The organism is Anaeromyxobacter dehalogenans 2CP-C, from assembly GCF_000013385.1.
GTDB classification, from domain to species: Bacteria; Myxococcota; Myxococcia; order Myxococcales; family Anaeromyxobacteraceae; genus Anaeromyxobacter; species Anaeromyxobacter dehalogenans_B.
Genome location: NC_007760.1, coordinates 2,744,541 through 2,764,305 on the forward strand (window position 1 = coordinate 2,744,541; position 19,765 = coordinate 2,764,305).

Annotated in this window: 21 protein-coding genes and 1 tRNA gene; 10 read left to right on the forward strand and 12 right to left on the reverse strand. The window is 75.0% G+C overall.

Going from position 1 to position 19,765, the window contains the following annotated elements:
* Positions 1 to 834, reverse strand: coding sequence for a TIGR00266 family protein (locus ADEH_RS12575; protein WP_232287269.1), 834 nt, complete (start codon positions 832 to 834; stop codon positions 1 to 3).
* Between the two features lie 111 nt (positions 835 to 945).
* Here ADEH_RS12575 and glp point away from each other — a divergent pair, with 111 nt between their 5' ends.
* The 5 genes from glp (at position 946) to ADEH_RS12600 (ending at position 5,125) form a co-directional block, all read left to right on the forward strand.
* Positions 946 to 2,169: a molybdopterin molybdotransferase MoeA gene (glp, locus tag ADEH_RS12580; RefSeq protein WP_011421486.1), complete on the forward strand. Its 1,224-nt coding sequence runs from the start codon at positions 946 to 948 to the stop codon at positions 2,167 to 2,169.
* A gap of 35 nt (positions 2,170 to 2,204) precedes the next feature.
* A complete protein-coding gene (locus tag ADEH_RS12585) occupies positions 2,205 to 2,951 on the forward strand; it encodes a response regulator (protein WP_011421487.1) in 747 nt (248 codons plus the stop codon).
* 100 nt (positions 2,952 to 3,051) lie between these two features.
* Positions 3,052 to 3,258: a helix-turn-helix domain-containing protein gene (locus ADEH_RS12590; RefSeq protein WP_011421488.1), complete on the forward strand. Its 207-nt coding sequence runs from the start codon at positions 3,052 to 3,054 to the stop codon at positions 3,256 to 3,258.
* A gap of 171 nt (positions 3,259 to 3,429) precedes the next feature.
* The gene (locus ADEH_RS12595) at positions 3,430 to 3,708 is read left to right on the forward strand and encodes an oxidative damage protection protein (protein ID WP_011421489.1); all 279 of its coding nucleotides are present in this window, start codon (positions 3,430 to 3,432) and stop codon (positions 3,706 to 3,708) included.
* A 43-nt stretch (positions 3,709 to 3,751) separates the two neighbouring features.
* The gene (locus ADEH_RS12600; RefSeq protein ID WP_011421490.1) at positions 3,752 to 5,125 is read left to right on the forward strand and encodes a CUAEP/CCAEP-tail radical SAM (seleno)protein; all 1,374 of its coding nucleotides are present in this window, start codon (positions 3,752 to 3,754) and stop codon (positions 5,123 to 5,125) included.
* A gap of 70 nt (positions 5,126 to 5,195) precedes the next feature.
* Here ADEH_RS12600 and ADEH_RS12605 read toward each other — a convergent pair whose 3' ends face one another.
* The 3 genes from ADEH_RS12605 to ADEH_RS12615 all read right to left on the reverse strand — a co-directional run bounded on the left by ADEH_RS12605 (position 5,196) and on the right by ADEH_RS12615 (position 8,638).
* Entirely contained in the window at positions 5,196 to 5,996 is an 801-nt protein-coding gene (locus ADEH_RS12605) for a class I SAM-dependent methyltransferase (RefSeq protein ID WP_011421491.1), read from the reverse strand.
* Between the two features lie 43 nt (positions 5,997 to 6,039).
* Positions 6,040 to 7,314: an ATP-grasp domain-containing protein gene (locus ADEH_RS12610; RefSeq protein ID WP_011421492.1), complete on the reverse strand. Its 1,275-nt coding sequence runs from the start codon at positions 7,312 to 7,314 to the stop codon at positions 6,040 to 6,042.
* A gap of 94 nt (positions 7,315 to 7,408) precedes the next feature.
* The gene (locus ADEH_RS12615; protein WP_011421493.1) at positions 7,409 to 8,638 is read right to left on the reverse strand and encodes a thiamine pyrophosphate-dependent dehydrogenase E1 component subunit alpha; all 1,230 of its coding nucleotides are present in this window, start codon (positions 8,636 to 8,638) and stop codon (positions 7,409 to 7,411) included.
* Positions 8,639 to 8,741: 103 nt separating this feature from the next.
* On the opposite strand from ADEH_RS12615, the gene ADEH_RS12620 reads away from it, so the two are divergent.
* The 4 genes from ADEH_RS12620 (at position 8,742) to ADEH_RS12635 (ending at position 11,825) form a co-directional block, all read left to right on the forward strand.
* On the forward strand, positions 8,742 to 9,644 hold the full coding sequence (locus ADEH_RS12620; RefSeq protein WP_011421494.1) for a LysR family transcriptional regulator: 903 nt from the start codon (positions 8,742 to 8,744) through the stop codon (positions 9,642 to 9,644).
* 181 nt (positions 9,645 to 9,825) lie between these two features.
* A complete protein-coding gene (locus ADEH_RS12625; protein WP_041453884.1) occupies positions 9,826 to 10,239 on the forward strand; it encodes a response regulator in 414 nt (137 codons plus the stop codon).
* 29 nt (positions 10,240 to 10,268) lie between these two features.
* Positions 10,269 to 11,372, forward strand: coding sequence for a sensor histidine kinase (locus ADEH_RS12630; protein ID WP_011421496.1), 1,104 nt, complete (start codon positions 10,269 to 10,271; stop codon positions 11,370 to 11,372).
* A gap of 180 nt (positions 11,373 to 11,552) precedes the next feature.
* On the forward strand, positions 11,553 to 11,825 hold the full coding sequence (locus ADEH_RS12635) for a hypothetical protein (protein WP_011421497.1): 273 nt from the start codon (positions 11,553 to 11,555) through the stop codon (positions 11,823 to 11,825).
* 147 nt (positions 11,826 to 11,972) lie between these two features.
* Here the strand turns inward: ADEH_RS12635 and ADEH_RS12640 are convergent.
* Both ADEH_RS12640 and ADEH_RS12645 read right to left on the reverse strand, forming a co-directional pair.
* Positions 11,973 to 12,045: transfer RNA gene (locus ADEH_RS12640), tRNA-Ala, on the reverse strand.
* A 9-nt stretch (positions 12,046 to 12,054) separates the two neighbouring features.
* Complete coding sequence (locus ADEH_RS12645) at positions 12,055 to 12,336, reverse strand: hypothetical protein (RefSeq protein WP_011421498.1); 282 nt, start codon at positions 12,334 to 12,336, stop codon at positions 12,055 to 12,057.
* Between the two features lie 288 nt (positions 12,337 to 12,624).
* Here ADEH_RS12645 and ADEH_RS12650 point away from each other — a divergent pair, with 288 nt between their 5' ends.
* Positions 12,625 to 13,737 (forward strand): hypothetical protein, encoded by a 1,113-nt coding sequence (locus ADEH_RS12650; RefSeq protein ID WP_011421499.1) that lies wholly within the window; start codon positions 12,625 to 12,627, stop codon positions 13,735 to 13,737.
* Positions 13,738 to 13,901: 164 nt separating this feature from the next.
* On the opposite strand, the gene ADEH_RS23280 is transcribed toward ADEH_RS12650, so the two are convergent.
* The 6 genes from ADEH_RS23280 to hemB form a co-directional block, all read right to left on the reverse strand.
* Entirely contained in the window at positions 13,902 to 14,009 is a 108-nt protein-coding gene (locus ADEH_RS23280; RefSeq protein WP_198133778.1) for an aminopeptidase, read from the reverse strand.
* Positions 14,010 to 14,080: 71 nt separating this feature from the next.
* Complete coding sequence (locus tag ADEH_RS12655; RefSeq protein WP_011421500.1) at positions 14,081 to 15,550, reverse strand: P1 family peptidase; 1,470 nt, start codon at positions 15,548 to 15,550, stop codon at positions 14,081 to 14,083.
* Positions 15,551 to 15,653: 103 nt separating this feature from the next.
* Positions 15,654 to 17,837 carry a D-alanine--D-alanine ligase family protein gene (locus tag ADEH_RS12660; RefSeq protein WP_011421501.1) on the reverse strand — a complete coding sequence of 728 codons (2,184 nt, stop codon included), beginning with the start codon at positions 17,835 to 17,837 and terminating at the stop codon, positions 15,654 to 15,656.
* A gap of 67 nt (positions 17,838 to 17,904) precedes the next feature.
* Positions 17,905 to 18,438, reverse strand: a complete 534-nt coding sequence (locus ADEH_RS12665) for an RDD family protein (RefSeq protein ID WP_011421502.1) — start codon at positions 18,436 to 18,438, stop codon at positions 17,905 to 17,907.
* A gap of 3 nt (positions 18,439 to 18,441) precedes the next feature.
* Positions 18,442 to 18,648, reverse strand: coding sequence for a DUF4177 domain-containing protein (locus tag ADEH_RS12670; protein WP_232287272.1), 207 nt, complete (start codon positions 18,646 to 18,648; stop codon positions 18,442 to 18,444).
* 2 nt (positions 18,649 to 18,650) lie between these two features.
* On the reverse strand, positions 18,651 to 19,676 hold the full coding sequence (gene hemB / locus ADEH_RS12675; RefSeq protein ID WP_011421504.1) for a porphobilinogen synthase: 1,026 nt from the start codon (positions 19,674 to 19,676) through the stop codon (positions 18,651 to 18,653).
* Positions 19,677 to 19,765 lie beyond the last annotated feature (89 nt).

Here is a 19,765-nt window from a genome sequence, read left to right on the forward strand (position 1 = left end):
CTAGTCTCCGAACAGGCGGCCGAGATCCGTGCCGCCGTGCTGCTGCGTGGGGAACAGCGGGAACAGCGCGCCCGCGAGGGCCTGGAGGTTGCGCGTCTGCAGCCACACCTCGCCCGGCCCGGCGAACTCCGCCACCAGCGCCTCGCCGGACACGATCGAGCGGAGCCATCCGCGGCGGCTGGCCTTGCGCACCTGGTACGGCATGGCCGCGTCGAACGCGACCACGTGGCCGGTGTCCACCACGTACCGCCCGCCCGCCGGGATGGGCCGGCGCACGATGGCGCCGTAGGACGAGAGCAGCGCGGTGCCGCGGCCGGAGAGGCGGATGAAGAACAGCCCCTCGCCGGCGAACAGGCCGCGGAAGCCGGCGAACTCGGTGTCGATGCGGGTCTCCGGGTCCGAGGCGAGCCAGGAGGAGGACTGCACCAGCAGCGTGCGCCCCTCCAGCTCCAGCCCGATCACGTCGCCCGGGACCGGCGGCGCGAGCAGCACCTCGGCCGGCCCGCCCATGGCGGTGAACGTCGAGACGAAGACCGACTCGCGGGTGACCATCCGGCGGAGCGCGCCCATCACCCCGCCCTGCATCCGCGACTGCAGGTCCACGTTGCCGCTCATCGAGACCATCGCGCCCGCCTCGGCCAGGATCGACTGGCCGGCGGCGAGCTCGACGCGGGCGCACGCGAACGCGTTGCCGCCCACGAGCTGGTAGCGGAGCGTGCTCGCGGCGGAGGTGGTGGCGAGCACGTCCCCGGCCGCGCCGGCGCGCAGCACCGCGCCGCACGCGCGGCAGGCCGCGTCGGGCCCGGTCTCGTCTCCACAGCTGGGACAGCGCATGGCGCGAGTCTACACGCGATGCGCCGCGGCCAGGGACGGAAGGCGGGGGAACGCGCCCACCGCCCCGCCCGCCCGCGCGGGCGCCTCGCCGGCCGGGTGTATAAACGGTCCGTGCTCACCCCAGAGACCGCCCGGGCGCGCATCCTGGCCGCCCTCTCCCCGCTCGCGCCGCTGCCCGGCGAGCGCGTGCCGCTCGCCGACGCGGTCGGCCGGGCGCTGGCGGAGGACCTCGTCCCCGGCCGCGACCTCCCCGCGTTCGACGCCTCCACCATGGACGGGTACGCGCTCCGCGCCGCCGACGCGCGCCGCGCCGGCGCGCGCCTGCCGGTCGCGTTCGAGGTGTACGCCGGCCGGCCCGCCGCCGCCCCGCTGCCCCCGGGGAGCTGCTGCCGGATCTTCACCGGCGCGCCGCTGCCGGAGGGCGCCGACGCGGTGGAGATGCAGGAGGAGGTGCGCCGCGCGGGAAAGGCGGCGGTGTTCCGCCGCGCCGCGGAGCAGGGGCGCTTCGTGCGCGCGCGCGGCTCGGACCTCGCGGCCGGCGCGGTGGCGATCGCCGCCGGGACGGTGGTGGACCCGGGCGCGGTGGGGCTCGCGGCCGGGATCGGCCGCGCCGAGCTGGTGGTGCGCCGCCGCCCGCGGGTCGCGATCCTCCCCACCGGCGACGAGCTCGTGCCGCCCGGCAGCCTCCCCGGCCCCGGCGAGCTGGTGGACTCGAACGGCCTCGCGCTCGCCGCGGCGGTGCGCGAGGCGGGGGGCGAGCCCATCCTGCTCCGCCCCGCCCGCGACGAGGCCGGGAGCCTCTCGGCCGCGCTCGCGGCCGCCCGCGGCGCCGATGCGCTCCTCACCTCCGGCGGCGTCTCGGTCGGCGAGCGCGACCTGGTGCGCGCCGCGCTCGAGCGCGCGGGGGCGCGGCTCGACTTCTGGCGGGTCGCGATGCGCCCGGGGAAGCCGTTCGCGTTCGGGCTGTGGGGCACGACCGCGGTGTTCGGGCTCCCCGGCAACCCGGCCAGCACGCTGGTGACGTTCGAGCTGTTCGTCCGCCCGGCGCTCCGCGCGCTGGCGGGGCTCCCCGGCAGCGGCCGCGTGGTGGCGGTGGGCCGGCTCGCGGCCGCGCAGGAGAAGCCGCCCGAGCTCACGGTCTACCTGCGCTGCCGCGTGCGGCCTTCGGGGGACGAGCTCGTGCTCGAGCCGCTCCGGACGCAGGTCAGCGGCAACCTGTCGTCCACCACCGGTCACGCCGCGCTGGCCGTCCTCCCGCCCGGCCGCGCGCGGCTCGCGCGCGGCGCGCGGGTCCGGGCGATCCTGCTCGCCGCCGACGTGCGGCACGATGGGTGAAGCGCACCCCCCGTCCGTGGTATGAGGGGCGGGCAATGGCCCGTGCGCGATGGGAACGCCCGGAGGAGCACGATCACGTCCTCCTCCTCGCCGACGACGACGACCTCCACCTCGAGGTCGTGAAGCGGCACCTGGAGTCCGTCCCCGGACGGCAGCGCGCGCAGGTGCTGGGGCGCTACCCGCTCTATCGCATCCTGGTGGCCCGCAACGGTGAGGAGGCGCTCCGGCGCGCCACCGCGCAGGTGACCGCCGTCGCGGTGGACCTCGTCATGCCCCGCCGCAACGGCCTGGAGGTCATCCAGGAGCTGCGCGCCCGGCGCCCCGACCTCGCCATCCTGGCGTTCACGGCGGGTGCCCCTGCCTCCGAGGCGGTGGCGGCGGTGATGGCCGGCGCGGACTTCTTCCACGAGTACCGGGACGAGCCGGAGCCGCTCGCGTTCGAGCGGGCCCTGGAGCTCGCGCTCGACCGGCGCCGGCTCACGCGCCTCATCGAGAAGGGCGAGGCCGAGGTGGACGAGGCCCGGGCGCGCCTGTCGCAGCTCTCCGGCGACCTCGCCCGCGCCATGCCCGGGTTCCGCCCGCCTCAGGCGCGCGAGGACGTGCTCCCGTTCAAGGAGGCTGCGCGGCGCTACCTCACCGCTTCGGCGCGCCTCTTCGAGGGGGACAGCCAGGGCCTGGCTCGTGCGCTCGGGATCTCGTACTTCGCGCTCAGGCGACTTCTCGCGCGGTATCAGGTGCCCCTTCCGTCCAGGTCGAGGAGACAGGGGACAACCTCCCGGTAGAAACGCCCCGCGAGAGGTGTTATTTCTCTCGGTGTGCGGAACCCGCAGTCCGGGTTGCGGATTCCGCAAATCACCCACCGTGACACCGCAGGGAGCCACCATGGCCGCACTCGCCGACAAGTTCGCCGTCAACCTCAAGAGCGAGCGTCTCCGCCGCAAGCTCTCCCAGGAAGCCCTCGCCGCGAAGGCCGGGCTGTCCGTCTCGTACATCTCCATGCTCGAGCGCGGGCAGCGGACGCCGCCCCTCGACACGCTCGAGTCGCTGGCCAAGGCGCTGTCCGTCTCGCCGACGTCGCTGCTGTCCTGATCCACCGGCCCGCGCGCGCGGCGCGGCCCACCGCGTCGCGCGCCCGCCGGGCCGCACCCCGCTCCTCCCCCCGCGCCCGTCCACGTGGCGTCCGCCGCGGAGATCGCTTATGTTCCGGCGGTCCGCCGGTCCCGCCCCTCGACCGGCCCCCACCTTCGAAAGGACGTCGGCGTGGCGCGAATGGTGATGTGCAAGAAGCTCGGCCGTGAGCTGCCGGGCCTCGCCTACAAGCCCTTCCCGAACGAGCTCGGGCAGCGGATCTACGACTCGATCTCGCAGGACGCCTGGAAGCTCTGGCTCGAGCACTTCAAGATGATCCTCAACGAGTACCGCCTCTCCCCGGCGGACCCGCGGACCACCGAGATCCTCTTCCAGCAGGCCGAGCAGTTCTTCTTCGGCGAGAACGCGCAGCTCCCGCCCGACTACCGGCCCCCGCCGTCCAAGGGCTAGCCGCCCCGCCGGCGCGGCGGGCGAGGTGGCGCGGGAGCGCACGGTGCGGCGTCCGGGCGAGATCCTCCTCCTCTCCACGTACGAGCTCGGCCACCAGCCGCACGGGCTGGCGCTGCCGCTCGCGTTCCTGGAGCGGGCCGGCTTCGCGCCCGCCTGCCTCGACCTCGCGGTCGAGGCGCTCGACCCGGCCCGCGTCGCCGCCGCGCGCCTCGTCGCGATCTCCGTCCCCATGCACACCGCCCTGCGCCTCGGGCTCGAGGCGGCGGCGCGCGTGCGGGCGCTGAACCCCTCGGCGGCGATCGCCTTCCACGGCCTGTACGCGCCGCTCCACGCCGGCCTGCTGCTCGAGGCCGGCGCGAGCGCCGTGCTCGGCGGCGAGTGCGAGGAGCAGCTCGTCGCGCTGGCGGCCGCGCTCGAGCGCGGCGAGGACCTCGCCCGCTTCGTCCAGCGCGGCGGCGGCGCCGCGCCGACGGCCCGGCTCGACTACCCCATCCCGAACCGTGGCGCGCTGCCGGCGCTGTCGCGCTACGCGCGCCTGGCGGCGGCCGACGGGACGCTCCGGGTGGCCGGCTACGCCGAGGCGACCCGCGGGTGCAAGCACCTCTGCCGCCACTGCCCCATCCCGCCCGTGTACCGCGGCCGCTTCGTGGCGGTGCCGGTCGAGACGGTGGTCGAGGACGTGGCGCGACAGGTGGCGCTCGGCGCCGCGCACGTCACCTTCGGCGACCCCGACTTCTTGAACGGCCCCACCCACGCGCTCCGCGTCGCGCGCGCGGTGCACGCCCGCTTCCCCGCGCTCACGTTCGACTTCACCGCCAAGGTCTCGCACCTGGTGGCGCACGCGGACGCGGTCGCCGAGCTGGCGCGGCTCGGCGCGGTGTTCGTCACCTCCGCGGTCGAGTCGCTGTCGGATCGCGTGCTGGCGGCGCTCGACAAGGGCCACGACCGCGCCGACGCGATCGCCGCGTTCCGCGCCTGCGCCGCGGCCGGCGTGCCGCTCCGCCCGACGCTGATGCCGTTCACGCCCTGGGGGACGCTGGACGACCTGGTGGACCTGCTGGACGTGCTCGATGCGGAGGGGATGCTCCCCAACCTCGATCCGGTGCAGCTCTCCATCCGCCTGCTCGTGCCGCCCGGCTCGCTGCTGGAGGGCGCGCCCGGGATCGCGTTCGAGGGGCTCGACGCGGCCGCGCTCACCTGGCGCTGGCGCCACGCCGATCCGCGGATGGACGCGCTGCAGCCGCGCATCGCCGGCGAGGTGGAGGCCGGCGCCGCGCGCGAGGCGCCGCCGCTCGAGACCATCGAGCGGGTGCGCGCGCTGGTGCGCGCCGCGGCCGGGTTGCCGCACCGCCACGTGCGCGTGCTCGCCCCCGACCAGCGGCGCGTGCCGCGCCTCACCGAGAGCTGGTTCTGTTGAGCAGAGCCAACTGCCCGTCAGGTGGACGGGCTCTCCGAAGACCCCCGACGCTGACGCGCCCGAGCCACGGTCAGCGGGCGCCGCGCGCCGCCCAGGCCCGCGCGCGGAGCGCGATCGTGCCGTCCGCCGACACCGGCAGCGTCGCCCGGAACGCCTCGCGCAGCGCCGCGCGGCGATCCTCCGGGAGCGACGCGGCGTAGGCCGGCGCCGGACCCTGGCCGGCCAGGAACGGCGCCCAGCACTCGGCGAAGTCGCGGAAGACCGTGGGCACCTCCACCGCCCGCACCTCGACGCTCCCGAGGCCTGCGCCCTCGAGCAGGGCGGCGAGCGGCCCGGGCGCGCAGAGGGGGAAGCGCACCGCCTCGTCGAGCGCTGCGGCCGCCGGGTCGAGCGCGCGCGCCGCGTCCCAGAACCGGCGGACGTACTCCATGCCGGCGGCGTAGTCCCAGACGTACAGCGCCACCGCCGCGCCCGGCCGCGCGGCCCGGGTCAGCTCCGCCACCATGCGCGCCGGCTCGGCGACGAAGTTGAGGACCAGGCCCGACACCACCGCGTCGAACGCGCCGTCGCGGACCGGGAGCGCCTGCGCGTCCGCGGCAGCGAAGGCGCGGCGGGCGCCGGTGCGGGCGCGCGCGTGCGCGACGAAGCCCATCGACCGGTCGAGGCCCACGACCACCTCCGGCGCCGCCAGCGCCGCGACCGCGTCGCCGAGCGCGCCGGTGCCGCAGCCCGCGTCGAGCCACCGGCCGTGCGGCGCCGCCCCCAGCCACGCGACCACCTCCCGCGCCACCAGCCGGCTCCAGCGGCCGATGTACGCGTCGTAGCCGGCCCCGACGTCCCAGACGTCGTGCGCTGCCGGATCCGCGGGCATGCCCTCCCCTTGCGCCGGAGGGGCGCGCCGCGCACGTCCCGGATCAGGCGACCGGCAGCGGGGCCCGGATGTCGAAGGAGAGCCGGCCGTGCGCCTCCCGGAGGGTGCGCTCCACCTCCTCCGGCGTCTCCCCCTTCGCGAACAGGAAGCCGAGGTAGCTGTCGCCCTCGGGGAGCGGCACCACCTCGCGCCCCTCGGGCACGGTGATGACGACGTCCTCGACCCCGGGCACCGCCCGCGCCTGCTCCACGCCGCGGACCCCGTGGAGGACGCCGCGCCGCGGGATGGGCAGCATCATCACGCCGGAGGCGCGCGCCTCGCGCCGGAGCTGCTCGAGCGGCAGGCCCATGGCGTGCGCGACCAGCACCTCCTCCAGCGTGAGCCCGGCGCCGAAGCGCAGCGTGCGCGAGCAGAGGCCGCCGATGGAGCGCGCCGCGATCTCCAGCACCACCGGGCCGTCCGGCGACAGGCGCAGCTCCGCGTGCACCGGCCCCTCGCGCAGGCCGAGCGCCGCCGCGCCGGCCGCGGTGATGCGCTCCACCTCGGCGCGGAGGGCCGCCGGGTGGCGCGAGGGCGTCACGTAGATCGTCTCCTCGAAGTAGGGGCCGTCGAGCGGGTCGGGCTTGTCGAACAGCGCCAGGACCTCGAGCCGGCCGCCGCGCAGCAGCCCTTCCAGCGCCACCTCGGCGCCGGGGACGAACGCCTCCACCAGCACGCTGCCGGCCGCCTCGCGCTCGCGGGCGCGCCGCTCGACGCGGGTGTCGTGCAGGAGCCGCTGGATCCGGCGCCAGGCCGCCACGAAGCCGGCCGGATCGTCGGCGCGGATCACGCCGCGCGACGCCGAGAAGATGAGCGGCTTCAGCACGCACGGGTACGGGGCGGCGCGGGCGGCCGCCTCCGGGTCCTCGTCGAGCGCGTGCAGCCGGAACGCGGGCACCGGCACCCCCGCGTCGCGGAGGGTGGCGCGCATGGCGTGCTTGTCGGCGGCCCGGCGGGCGGCGACGGGCGGGTTGAACGGCAGGCCCAGCTTCTCCGCGGCCAGCGCGGCGATCACCGCGGTCGGATCGCTGCCCGGGACGATCCCGGCGATGGGGCGCGTCCGGGCCGCCTCCGCCACCTGCTCCGCCGCGTGCTCCGGCTTGCGGTAGTCGAGGGAGAGGAGATCGGCCTCCGGGCCGAAGGTGTCCTCGATCTGGTGGCAGCGGTCGCTCCCCACCAGCAGCGGGACCCCCAGGCGGCGGGCGGCGTCGCGGAAGTCGTCGAGGCGGTAGCTCGTGGTGGGGACGAGGAGGAGCAGCGAACCGTGCGGCGTGGACATGGCGCCGGAGTTTATGCGGCCGGACGGCCGCGCGGGCAACCGGCTCGCCGGGCGGCGGTCGGGTTTCCGGGAAATCCCCGCCCGCGCGCCGGGATCAGGCGCCCCGGGCCGCGCGCGCGGGGCCGGCCAGGCACTCGTCGCGCTGCTCGCGCTGCTGCCGGAGCGGCGCGGCGTAGACGTCGTCGAACAGGCTCTCGCGCGCCGGCGGCGGGAGCGCCTCGACCCGCGCCACCGCGGCGCGGATCTCCTCGTCCGCCTCGCGCAGCAGGGCCGCATGCGCACCCGGGGCGAGCGCCCCGGTCGCCTCCAGATACGCGCGCAGCCGCTCGACGGGATCCCGCGCGCGCCACGGCGCCACCTCGGCCTCGTCGCGGTAGCCGCGCGGGTCGTCGGACGTGGTGTGCGGGCCGACGCGGTAGGTGACGCACTCGAGGAGCGTGGGCCCCTCCCCCGCCGCCGCCCGCGCCCGGGCCCGGCGGGCGGCCGCGTGCACCGCCAGCAGGTCGTTCCCGTCCACCCGCTCGCCGCGCACCCCGTAGGCGAGGCCCTTCTGCGCGATGGTCTCCGCCGCGGTCTGCATCGCGGTCGGCGTGCTGATGGCCCAGCCGTTCGCGCGGCACAGGAACACCACCGGCACCCGGTGCACGCCGGCGAAGCCGAGGGCGGTGTGGAAGTCGTGCGTGCTGGTGGCGCCGTCCCCGAACCAGGTGAGCGCGACCATGTCGTCGCCCTTCAGCCGGGCCGCCCAGGCGGCGCCGACCGCGTGCGGGAGCTGCGTGCCGAGTGGCGCGCTCACCGAGGCGTAGTGGCCCTCGCGCCAGGTCTCGTGGCACGGCATCTGCCGGCCGCGGGCGAGGTCGCCCACGTTGCCGAACAGGTTGCAGAGGAACGCGTCCAGCGGGAGCCCGCGCAGCAGCGCGGCGGCGTGCTCGCGGTAGCACGGGAACAGCCAGTCCTGCGGCGCCATGGCGGCGGCCGCGCCCACCACGCACGCCTCCTCGCCCTCGGCGCCGACGTAGAAGCCGATGCGGCCCTGGCGCTGCAGCGCCGTCATGCGCGCGTCGAGCGCGCGGGCGCGCACCAGGTGCCGGTGCAGCGCGAGCGCCTCCTGCGGCGAGAGCGTCGCGTGGCGCGGGTCCGCGTCGCCGCGATCGTCGAGCACCCGGAAGATCGGGAACTCCGCCTCCCATCGTCCCGCGTCCGCCGCCCTGCCTCCGGCGTCCGGCACGGCGGGCGCCGGCGGCGGCGCGGGGACGGCGCGGACGCGGGCGGCGGGGGGATGGCGGACCGGAGCTGCCTTCTCGGGACGTACGGTGGAACGCACGGTCCGACCCTAGCGGCGGGCACGAGCATAAGTCCAAGTGATTGTGGTGATGTGAGCATCACACTGCTTGATATGCTGGCGCGCCGCCCCGGAGGACGTCCGCATGGATCTCGCCCAGCTCGAGCTGCTCGCCGCCGTCGCGGAGGAGCGCAGCTTCACCCGCGCCGCGGAGCGCCTCCGGCGCACGCAACCCGCCGTGAGCCAGGCCCTGCGCCGGCTGGAGGACGAGGTCGGGGCGACGCTGGTGGACCGCTCCTCGCGCGACGCCAGCCTCACCGCGGAGGGCAAGGTGCTGCACGACTACGCGCAGCGCATGCTGAAGCTGCGGCGCGACGCGGGCGAGGCGCTGGAGGCGCTCCGCGACCTGCAGCGCGGCACCGTGGCGGTGGCGGCGAACGAGCACACCGCCACGCACCTGCTCCCCGTCCTCGCCGCGTTCCGGCGCCGCCACCCGCGCCTGCGGGTCGAGGTGCACCGCGGCCTCGCGCGCGAGATCCCCACCGCCGTGCTCGGCCGCGACGTGGAGCTGGGCGTGCTCACCTACCGCCCCGCGCAGCCCGGGCTGGTCGCGCAGCAGATCGCCACCGACGACCTGGTGCTGCTCGTCCCGCCCGAGCACGCGCTCGCCGGGCGCGGCACCGTCTCGATCCGGCAGCTCGGCGGCGAGGCCTTCCTGGCGCACCACGTCCGCTCCCCGAACCGCGAGCGGGTGGTGAAGGCGTTCGCGCGCCACCGGACGCCGCTCGACATCGTGATGGAGCTGCCCACGCTCGACGCGGTGAAGCGGCTGGTGGTGGAGCGGGTCGGCATCGCGCTCATGCCCGCGCGCGTGGCCGAGCCCGAGCTCGCGCGCGGCGAGCTGGTCGGCCTGACCGTCCGGGAGATGCGCTTCCCGCGCCCCGTGCTGCTCGTGCACCGCCGCGACGCCCCGCTCTCGCGCGCCGCCGAGGCGCTGCTCGAGTGTGCCCGGGAGGTCGCGCCGCGCGGGGCCGCGCGGACCGGCTGAACGGGCGCGCCCGGGGGCCCCGGCGGTGACGACGGGACCCCATCCCCTTCCCACCCGCCTCACCGCGCCGGCGGGGGGACGTCACGTTCGCTCGGCGTCCGGGACCGTCCTCGTCGGCCGTGCGGGCGGACGCACGAAGCCACGTCCGGCGTCCTCTGATGGGGATGACCAAAGTGGAGTGATGGAGACCCGGGACGTGCTCGTGGTCGACGACGATGCCGCTGGGAGGGGTGCGCTCTCGCAGCTCCTCGCCATGCGGGGCTACACGGTCCGCGAGGCGGAGAACGGACGCGTCGCGCTGGACCTCGTCGCCGAGCGCGTGCCCGGCTTCCTGGTCCTCGACCTCGAGATGCCGGTCATGGACGGCTGGGAGGTGCTCGCGTCGCTGCGCCGAACCGGTGCGCTCGACGTCATCACGGTGGTGGTCGTCTCGGCGGGGCCGTCGCCACCGTCCGACGTCGCGTTCCTGCGCAAGCCCTGCGAGTTCGGCGAGCTTCTCGGGATGCTGATCGCGGCCGATCGTTCCAGGGGCTCGTCGATGGAGGGGCGGCCCCAGGGCCGCGCGACGGCTCGTCCGGACTTCGAGCGGACCTGATGCTACAAAGGCGCCCAGGGGGTGTCTCCGTGCTCCACGAGTTCCTGAACCAGCACCGCGACGCCATCATCGAGCGCGCGCGGGCGAGGGTCGCCGCGAGGCGCGTCCCCCTCCCTTCCCGGTCCGAGCTCACGGAGGGCGTCCCTGCGTTCCTCACACAGCTCGCCGAGCTGTTGCGCGAGGAGGTGCAACCGTCACGTTCCGTGTTCGTTGCGACGACGCCGGGACGTGCTCACGAGGCGATGGGGAACGCCGCCGATCAGCAAGGGGACGACCTGCTCCGCGCAGGCTTGACCGTCGCCCAGGTGGTCGAAGGGTATGGCGACGTCTGCCAGGCGGTGACGGAGTACGCCAGCGAGCTGAAGGCGCCGATCAGCCTGGACGAGTACCACACGCTGAACCTGTGCCTCGACGTGGCCACCGCCCGAGCGGTGAGCGCCTTCTCCGCCGCGCGCGACCGCCGCACGACGACGCAGGAGACCGAGCGACTGGGCGTCCTCGCGCACGAGATGCGGAACCTCCTGTCTACCGCGATGCTGTCCTATCAGGCGCTGAAGGGCGGTGGAGTGGGCATCGACGGCAGCACCGGCGCGGTGCTCGGGCGCAGCTTGCGCGGTCTGCGCGACCTCATCGACCGCTCGCTGACCGAGGTTCGCCTGGCCGCCACGCTCCTCGACCCGGAGCGCGTCGTGCTGGCCGAGTTCATCGAGGAGATGGAGGTCTCCGCCGCCCTGGACGCGACGGCGAAAGGGCTGGCGCTCGACGTCCCTGCCGTCGAGCCCGGCGTGGCGGTGAACGTCGATCGCCCGCTGCTTGCCTCGGCGGTCGCCAACCTCGTCCAGAACGCGATCAAGTTCACCCCCGCGGGCGGTCGCGTGTCGCTCACCGGGCGCCGGAACGCGACGCACGTCCTCATCGAGGTCGAGGACGAGTGCGGTGGGCTCCCCGAGGGCCGTGCCGAGACGATGTTCCAACCGTTCGACCGGGGAGGAACGGATGCGGGCCCCCCCGGCCTCGGCCTCGGGCTCAAGATCAGCCGCGACGCCGTGATGGCGAACGACGGCCAGATCCAGGTTCGGAACCTTCCGGGCAGGGGCTGCGTGTTCAGCATCGCGCTGGCGCCGGTCGAGTGAGATCACGGTCTCGCCCCGGCTGACGTACGGCAGCGTCGCCGCTGCTGGCCCACTGCGTAGCTTGCCCGGAAGAGGAAGCTGGGCGGCCACTCGCCCGCTCGGCGAAGCGACAGAGGCCTTCCCGTGGAAGGTGCGCTCTGCGCGAGTTCAGCGCGCCGCGCCGCCTGCTAGACTCGCTGCATGAGCTACGACGCCGACCTCGAGGCGGCTCATCGGAGGTGCGGGAATCACCGCGCTGAGCTCCTCGCGAGCGACGTCTGCGGGTGCTTCTACTGCCTCGAGACGTTCTCTCCGACCGAGATCGAGGACTGGATCGACGAGGACGCCGCCGGCGTCGGCAAGACCGCCCTCTGCCCGCGCTGCAGCATCGACTCGGTGATCGGCTCGAGGTCCGGGCTCCCCACCGACCGGGAGTTCCTGTCGAGGATGCACGCGTACTGGTTCGAGCGCTGAGCCGCGGTTGCCAAGGCAAAGGCTGAGCTCGCGAGACGCCGGCTACGCGGGTGACGAGGGTACGGGGTGTCCACGGGCTCGTTCCCCCGGCGTTACCCCACAAAAGAAAACGGGCGGCCAGGTTTCCCTGACCGCCCGTTTTTATTGTGGACCCGACCGGGATCGAACCGGTGACCTTCTGAATGCCATTCAGACGCGCTCCCAGCTGCGCCACGGGCCCGAAGATCTTCTATGTCGTGCTGCCTGCCGGGCTCTCGCGCTCCAGCTCCGCGAGGTCCCGCTCCTGCTGCTCGAGCCGGAGCTCGAGGTCCTGCACCTTCTTCACCACCACCGCGAGCTCGCCGGGTATCGTCACCCGCCCGGCCCGGGCCAGCGCACCGAAGCGCTCGCCGAGGTCGCGCAGGGCCTTGTCCAGCGCTCGTCGGGTCGCGGTCCGGTCCAGCTTCCGCTTGCCGATCTGTGATCGGAGGATGACCCGATCCCGCAGCGCTTCGAAGAGCTTCCCTGCCACTCGCGTTCCCGCCCGGCCATCGAGGACCGCTCGGGAGGGGCAGTGATTAACGCGAGGGCGGCGCGGCAGTCAAGGCCGTTGTCGCCTGCCGCGGCAGGGCGCTCCGAGGATGGGCGGCGCGGTCACACCGCTGTCCTCGCGCAGCGTCACCTGGCCGCTCCGGCCCGCGCCGCGCCCGCGCCGCGCGCGCGGAAAGCGCCCGCGATCCCGCGGTCTCCGCGCCGGGCGCTCCCTCCGCGGGAGGAGGTGGCACCGCCGTTGCTACCCCGGTCCTTCCGGAGGTGTCCCATGCGGCTCACCGCTTCCCTGCTCGCCCTCTTCCTCGCGCTGCCGCCGGCCCTCGCGGCGGCGCGCGACGATCGGTCCACCGTCCGCGGCAGCGCCCGCGCGCCGGCACGCGGCGGCCCACCGCGCGGTGGCGCGGTCGGTCCGCGCGGCGGCTTCCGCGGCGGCGGTCCGGTGGCGGCGCCGGTGCCGGGCGCCATGCCCGCGCCGTACGCCCGCGGCGCCCCGGCGTCCCCGCGCGCCTACGCGCCCGGCGGCTACGCCTACGGGCCGCGCGCGCCGGCCCCGTACGCCACGCGCGGCGCGCCCGCGCCCTACCGCACCGCCCCCGCGCCCTATTACCGCGGCGCGCCGGCGCCCTACCCGTCGGCCCCGGCGCCGGGCCGCGGCGGCTACCGCGGCGGCTACGCGGTCGCGCCGGGCGTGGCGGTGGTCGCGACCGCGCCGTTCTGGTGGGGCTGGGGCTGGGGCTACGGCTACTACCCGCTCTATCCGAGCCCGTACGGCGGCCCTCCGGGCACCGTGGCCGGCGACGGCAGCGGCGCGTACTACCCGGCCCCGCAGCCCGAGCCGGTGACCCTGCGCCTCGACGCGCGGGTGGCCGCCGTGCCGGACGGCTACACCGGCGGCGTGGCCATCGCGATCGAGACGCCGACGCTCGGCTTCAACGCCAGCGTGGACGGCCTGGAGCGCGACGGGCTGACCCGGCTGCCGGGCGCGAGCGGCGACGCGCTGGGCTGGGGCACCGCGCACGTGACCTGGGCGTTCCTCTCCGAGCCCTCCGTCCAGCTCCGGCTCGAGGCGGGCGGCTCGATGCTCTCGATGCCGCGCACCGGCGCGTTCGCGGACAAGACGCACGCCGGCGACGTGTCGTTCGGCCCGGACGTCGGCGTCTCGGGGCAGCTCGGGCTCATCGGGCCCATCGGCCTCGAGGGGCACGCGCGGGTCACGCCGCTGCCCATCGCGGTGACCGACTCGCGCGCGGCGGTGGCGTTCCGCGGCGGCCCGCTGGCGCTGACCCTGGGCTGGCGCGCCATCCACGTGTTCGGCGACGGCACGGAGGCGCCCTCGGCGGACTTCACCGGGCCGGAGCTCGGGCTGTCCTTCCGGTTCTGAGGGCGATCCGCTCGGGCGACTGGCTCACCAGGACCCTTCGACTCCGGCCGCGCCTGCTGCGCGGCCTACGCTCAGGGTGAGCGGGTCGAAGCGGCACCCCTGAAAGCGAAACGGCGGGCCCGGCGCGATGCCGGCCCGCCGTTCGCGTCCGGGGAGGACGCGGGCTACTTCTTCGACGACTTCGTGGCCGCCGCCTGGCGCTTCTTGCGCGCCTTCCACTGCTGGCGGCGGCGGGACTTCATGCGGTTGTGCTTGCTCTTCGAGTTCGCCATGCGTCCTCCTGGAAAGGGACCGCGAAACGCGGGGCGCCCTGTATACCACGGCCGCCGGCCGCGGGCCGCGGCTACCCCTCGCCGGACCCCCCGCCGTCGGGGCGCGGTCCCGCCCCGTCCTTGGTCCGCGTCCCCGCGCTCCGGGGCGCCTCGTCCCGGCGCGGCTCCGCCGCCTCGCGCTTCGCCTCCTGCGAGTCGCTGCGCGCGTCCTGGCGCTCGATGCGCGTGGGGCTCCCCTGCGTCGCGCCGGGGCCGGCCGCGGCGCCGGGCGGGCGGGCCGGCCGCGCCATGCCCTCCGCGCCGCGGACCGCGCTCGGCTTGGCGGCCGAGGCGGGCGGCGCGGTGCGCGACCGCGCGGCGGCGTCCGGCGCCGGCGGCCGACGGCCGCGCATCGGGGGAGCGGCCGCCTGGCGCGCGGCGTCCGCCTGCCAGGTCGTGACCATCTCCTTCACGTCGTCGAGCGGCAGCGCCTTGCTCACGTTGCCGTTCACGCCCTCCATGTCCCGCGCCATGCAGAGCGCGTTCAGGATGGCCTCCTCGGTCGCCTCGATGACCGCCTCGTAGAGCGGGTCGAGCCGCTGGTCGAGCAGGATCTTCATCCGGTAGACCATCTTGTTGGTCTCGCGGGGCACCTGGTTCGCGGTCGAGAACGCGAGCACGATCTCCCCGGAGCCGTGCATGGCGGTGGAGCCCACGCGCCCGATGCCGAGCGCGGCGCGCTTCGCGAGGCGGTTGAGCTGGTGCGTGATGAGCGGCGCGTCGGTGGCGATCACCGCGATGATCGACCCGTAGTTGCGGGTGCGCCGGTTGGCCGGGCGGTAGCGCGCCTCGAGCACCTCGCCCACCGGCAGGCCGCCGATGCGGAGCTGCCGCATCACGCCGAAGTTGGACATCACCAGCACGCCCACCGTGTAGCCGCCCAGCGTCTCGGGGAGCTTCCGGCTGGACGTCCCGATCCCCGCCTTGAAGTCGCAGGTGATCATGCCGGTGCCGCCGCCGACGCTCCCCTCCGGCACCGGCCCGTCGCTGGCGGTCCGGAGCGCCTCGTAGACGTGCTCGTCCTTCACGTGCCGGCCGGCGATGTCGTTGAGCCACGAGTCGTCGCACTCGCCGACGAGCGGGATGATGACGTCGTGCTCGTCGCCGATCCCGGGGTACCGCTCCACCATCCACTTCACGGCCGCGTCGGAGACGGCGCCGACCGAGAGCGTGTTGGTGAGGAAGATGGGCGTCTCCACCAGCCCCCACTCCAGGAGCTGCGTCATCCCGGAGACCTCGCCGGCGCCGTTCAGCACGAAGCCGCCGCCGACCACCCGGTCCTCGAACACGTTCGTCGGGTTGGGGAGGATGGCGGTGACGCCGGTGCGGACCGGCCCCTTGCCGACACGGAGCGGGCCGGCCCCGCGGGTCACGGTGGAGTGGCCGACGCGCACCCCGGCCACGTCGGTGATGGCGTTCCAGCGGCCCGGCTTGTAGCGGCCCAGCGAGATGCCCAGGTCGCGGGCGCGGCAGCGCGGCTCGTTCGATGCGGTCTCGGGCATGCAAAAGACTTACGCCACCCGCCGCCCCGGGCGAAGCGGAAATCCCGTCCTGGCGCGGACGGCCGGTCCGGCCGTGGGGCTCCCGCCGGGGCGCGGCGCCGGCTCAGTGCCGGTGCGGCGCCTGCGGCCGCCGCTCGCCGGCCTCGCCGCCTGCCCCGCCGTTCCCGCCGGCCGGCGACTCCCCGCCCGGCGCGCCGTTCGCCGGCGCCGAGGCCTGCGCCTCCCGCTCGGCGGCGGCCTGCGCCCGCCGGGCCCGCTCGCGCTCGCGCTCCCGCTCCTGGTAGCGCCGGATGGCGAACGAGAGGATCTCGCCGATGAGCCCGCGGTAGTCCATGCCGGCGGCCTGCGCGATGAGCACGAGGTCCGACCAGCCCGGCGCGAGGCCGGGGAGCGGGTTGCACTCGATGAAGTGGATCCGCCCCTCGGCGTCCATGCGGAAGTCGAGCCGCGCCACGTCCCGGCAGCCGAGCGCGGTGAAGCACTCGCGCGCCGCCTTCTCCAGCCGGTCCAGCTCGCGCGGCGAGAGCTTCGCCGGCACCTCGTACCGGATCCGCTCGCTCCAGTCCTGCTTCATCTCGAACGAGTAGATGGGCGTCGGGTCCTTCGCGTCGAGGAACACGATCTCCATGGGCGGGAGCACGCGGGGCCGCCGCTCGCCCAGCAGGCCGACGGTGAACTCGCGGCCGGAGACGTAGCCCTCCGCCAGCGCCGGCTGCCGGTACTTCGCGATGAGCTCGCGGGCCACCTCGCGCAGCTCGAGCTCGTCGCGCACCACCGACTTGCGGGTGACGCCCTTCGACGTTCCCTCCGCCACCGGCTTCACGATGAGCGGGAACGTCAGCTCGCGCGGCAGCCGCTCGTTGCCGGTGTTCAGCACCAGGTAGTCGGGGGTGAGGATCCCGTGGGTGCGCACCATCCGCTTCGCGAGCGCCTTGTCGAGCGAGACCGAGAGCGCCGACGGATCCGAGCCGGTGTACGGGATGTCGAGCAGCTCGAGCAGCGACGGCACCTGCGACTCGCGGCTGCGCCCCTTGAACCCCTCGGCGATGTTGAACACCACGTCCACCGGGGTGGAGGCGAGCTGCAGCGGCAGGTCCTGCGTCGCCTCCAGGTCCACCACCTCGTGGCCCCAGCTCGCGATGGCCTCGCGGATGGCCTGCAGCGTCTTCGGCGAGTCGTACTCCGCCTCCTCGTCCTGCTCGCCGCCGGGGTCGGGGGTGACGCGCTTCACGTTGAAGCTGAAGCCGACCTTGAGCCGCTCGGTGCGCCGCGGCCGCCCGCGCCGGGCGCTCTTGTCCACGATGTTCCAGCGCTGCACCGCGCTCTGGATGACCGCCCCGAGCACGGCGTCCTCGTGCAGCCCCTCCAGCGCCGCGGCCGCGTAGATGCCGGCCCCGGGCTCCAGCGAGGGCAGCGCGTTGATCTCGAGGAAGTACAGCTCGCCGTCGTCGCCCAGGCGCAGGTCGATGCGCCCGAGGTCGCGGATGCCGAGCTCGCGGTAGACGGTCTCGCAGAGCTGCTGGATGCGCTCGGCCTGCGCGCGCTTCACCTTGGCGGGCGCCCGCACCGACACCGCCTTGTCGAGCTTCGTCTTCAGCTCGTAGTCGTAGATGGCGTACTTGCGCCCGGCGGTGACGGCGGGGTCGATGACGTACTCGACCGGCTGGAGCACGCCGTGCCGGTCCGGCGCGGCCGCCTCCAGGAACGGGACGGTCAGGTCGCGCCCGACCACGAACTCCTCCACCAGCAGGCCCGCGGGATAGCGCGCCAGCCCGTCCTGCACCACCTCGTGCAGGCGCACGGGGTCGTCCACCACCGAGTCCTGGGTGATGCCCTTCGAGCTGCCCTCGAAGTTCGGCTTCACGATGACCGGGTAGCGCAGCGCGTTCACCTGCAGCTGCCAGGGCTCCTCGACGTACTGCCAGCGCGGCGTCCGGACCCCCTTCTGCGCGAGCACGAGCTTGGTGAGCTGCTTGTCGAGCGTGACCGCGAGCGCGTACGCGTCGGAGCCGGTGTACGGCATGCCCAGCTCGTCGAACAGCGCCGGGAAGAACGCCTCGCGGAAGCGCCCGCGGCGGCCCTCGGCGGTGTTGAAGATGAGGTCCGGCCCGAACGCCTCGAGGCGCGTCACGGTGCGCGAGGCCGGACCGGAGACCTCGATGCGCTCGACCCGGTGGCCGAGCCGCTCGATTGCGCCGGCGAGCGCGTCCACCGTCTCGCGGGTGTCGAACTCGGCCTCCTCCTCGGAGTCGGAGATCCGGAGGTTGTGCGTCAGGGCGATGCGCATGGGGAGACCTCTCCCGGCCCGTGGGGACGCGGGGCTCGAGGCAGGACGGCGCTGGCTGGTGGAGGCTTCATGCGGCCGCGCGCTGGCGCGTGGCGCTCGCCGGCGGGCTCGGCGGAGCCGGCGCGGCGTGCGTGAGGTCGCGGACGACGGCGTCGTCCTTGGCGAGCACCTTCCCGTCCACCACCTGCGTGTCCGCGAAGATGTCGCCGATGCGGATGCCGAGCCGGTCCGAGACGATCATGTACGCCTCGAACGCCACGATGGGCACCCCGGCCACGAAGAACACCGGCCAGAGCAGCGGCACGGACCAGAACACCGCCACGAGCGCGAACGGCGCGTTGCGCAGCATCGACTCGTGGTAGCCGGCGGGGGCGCGGCGCGGGACCACCACGGTGCGCACGCCGAAGACCTTCTTGCCGATCGACTGGCCCTGCATGAGCCCGTCGGCGACGAGCAGGTAGAACGCCGAGAGGATCGGCCCGATCTGCGGCGAGACCTGCGCGAGCGCGAACGCGATGGTGAGGTCGGCGAGCCGGGACAGGCCCCGGAGCGTCAGGTCCGCCTTGGGATACGGGCTCCCCTCTCGCCGCGCCTCGCGCATCCGTCAGGGCTCCCCGGGCGGCTCGCCGCGGACGAAGAACAGGTACGCGAGCGCGGGGCGGTGCGAGCCGTCGCGCGTCACGAAGTGCAGCGACTCGAAGCTCCAGCCCTCCCCCGTCCGCTCGTTCAGGGCGCGCTCGAGCGTCTCGTCGGACACCGGCGAGACCTCGACGACCTTGTACGCGGCGGGCTGGGGCACGGGCCGGAGCACGGTCACCGCTTCTTCCCGGAGAGGAGCTGGGCCGCGTGCTTCGCGTAGTAGGTGAGCACGAGGTCCGCGCCGGCGCGCCGGCAGCAGAGCAGCGTCTCGAGCACCACCCGGTCCTCGTCGATCCAGCCGCGCTCGGCGGCGGCCTTGATCATCGCGTACTCGCCGGACACGTGGTACGCGGCGGTGGGCAGGTCGAAGCGGTCGCGCACCTGGCGGACGATGTCGAGGTACGGGACGGCCGGCTTCACCATGATCATGTCCGCGCCCTCGGCGACGTCGAGCTCCACCTCGCGGAGCGCCTCGCGCCAGTTGGCGGGGTCCATCTGGTAGCCCTTGCGGTCCTTGGGGATGCCCGGGCCCTCCACCGGCGCGCTCTCCGCCGCGTCGCGGAACGGGCCGTAGAACGCGCCCGCGAACTTCGCCGCGTAGGACAGGATGGGCACGTCCTGGTAGCCGGCGCCGTCCAGCTCGGCGCGGATCGCCGCCACGCGGCCGTCCATCATGTCCGAGGGCGCCACGATGTCGGCGCCGGCGCGCGCGTGGGCGAGCGCCTCCTTGGCGAGGAGCGGCAGCGTGAGGTCGTTGTCCACCTGCAGCTCGTTGCCCGGGCCGCCGGCCTTCGACGCCTTGAGGATGCCGCAGTGCCCGTGGTCGGTGTACTCGCACATGCACACGTCGGTCATCACCACCATCCCGGGCACCTTCTCCTTCAGCGCCCGGATGGCCTGCGGGACGATCCCGTCGTCGGCGTACGCCTCGGTGCCCTGCGGATCCTTGTGCGCGGGGATCCCGAACAGGATGACCGAGCGGACGCCCGCCTCCCAGCCCTGCTGGACCTCGGCCACCAGCTCGTCCACCGAGAGCTGGAACACGCCCGGCATGCTCTTCACCGGGTTCCGCACCTTCGCGCCGGGGAGCACGAAGAGCGGCCACACCAGGTGCTGGGGGGCGAGGGTGGTCTCGCGCACCAGGCTCCGGAGGGCCTCGGTGCGGCGCATGCGGCGGGGGCGGTGCTGAGGGAAAGGCATGGGCCGTTTTCTAGCGCAGTCGGGGCCGCCGGGAAAGGCGGCCGAGTGCCCCGGGGGTCCGCCCCGGCTCCCGGCACCACCCGGCGGCC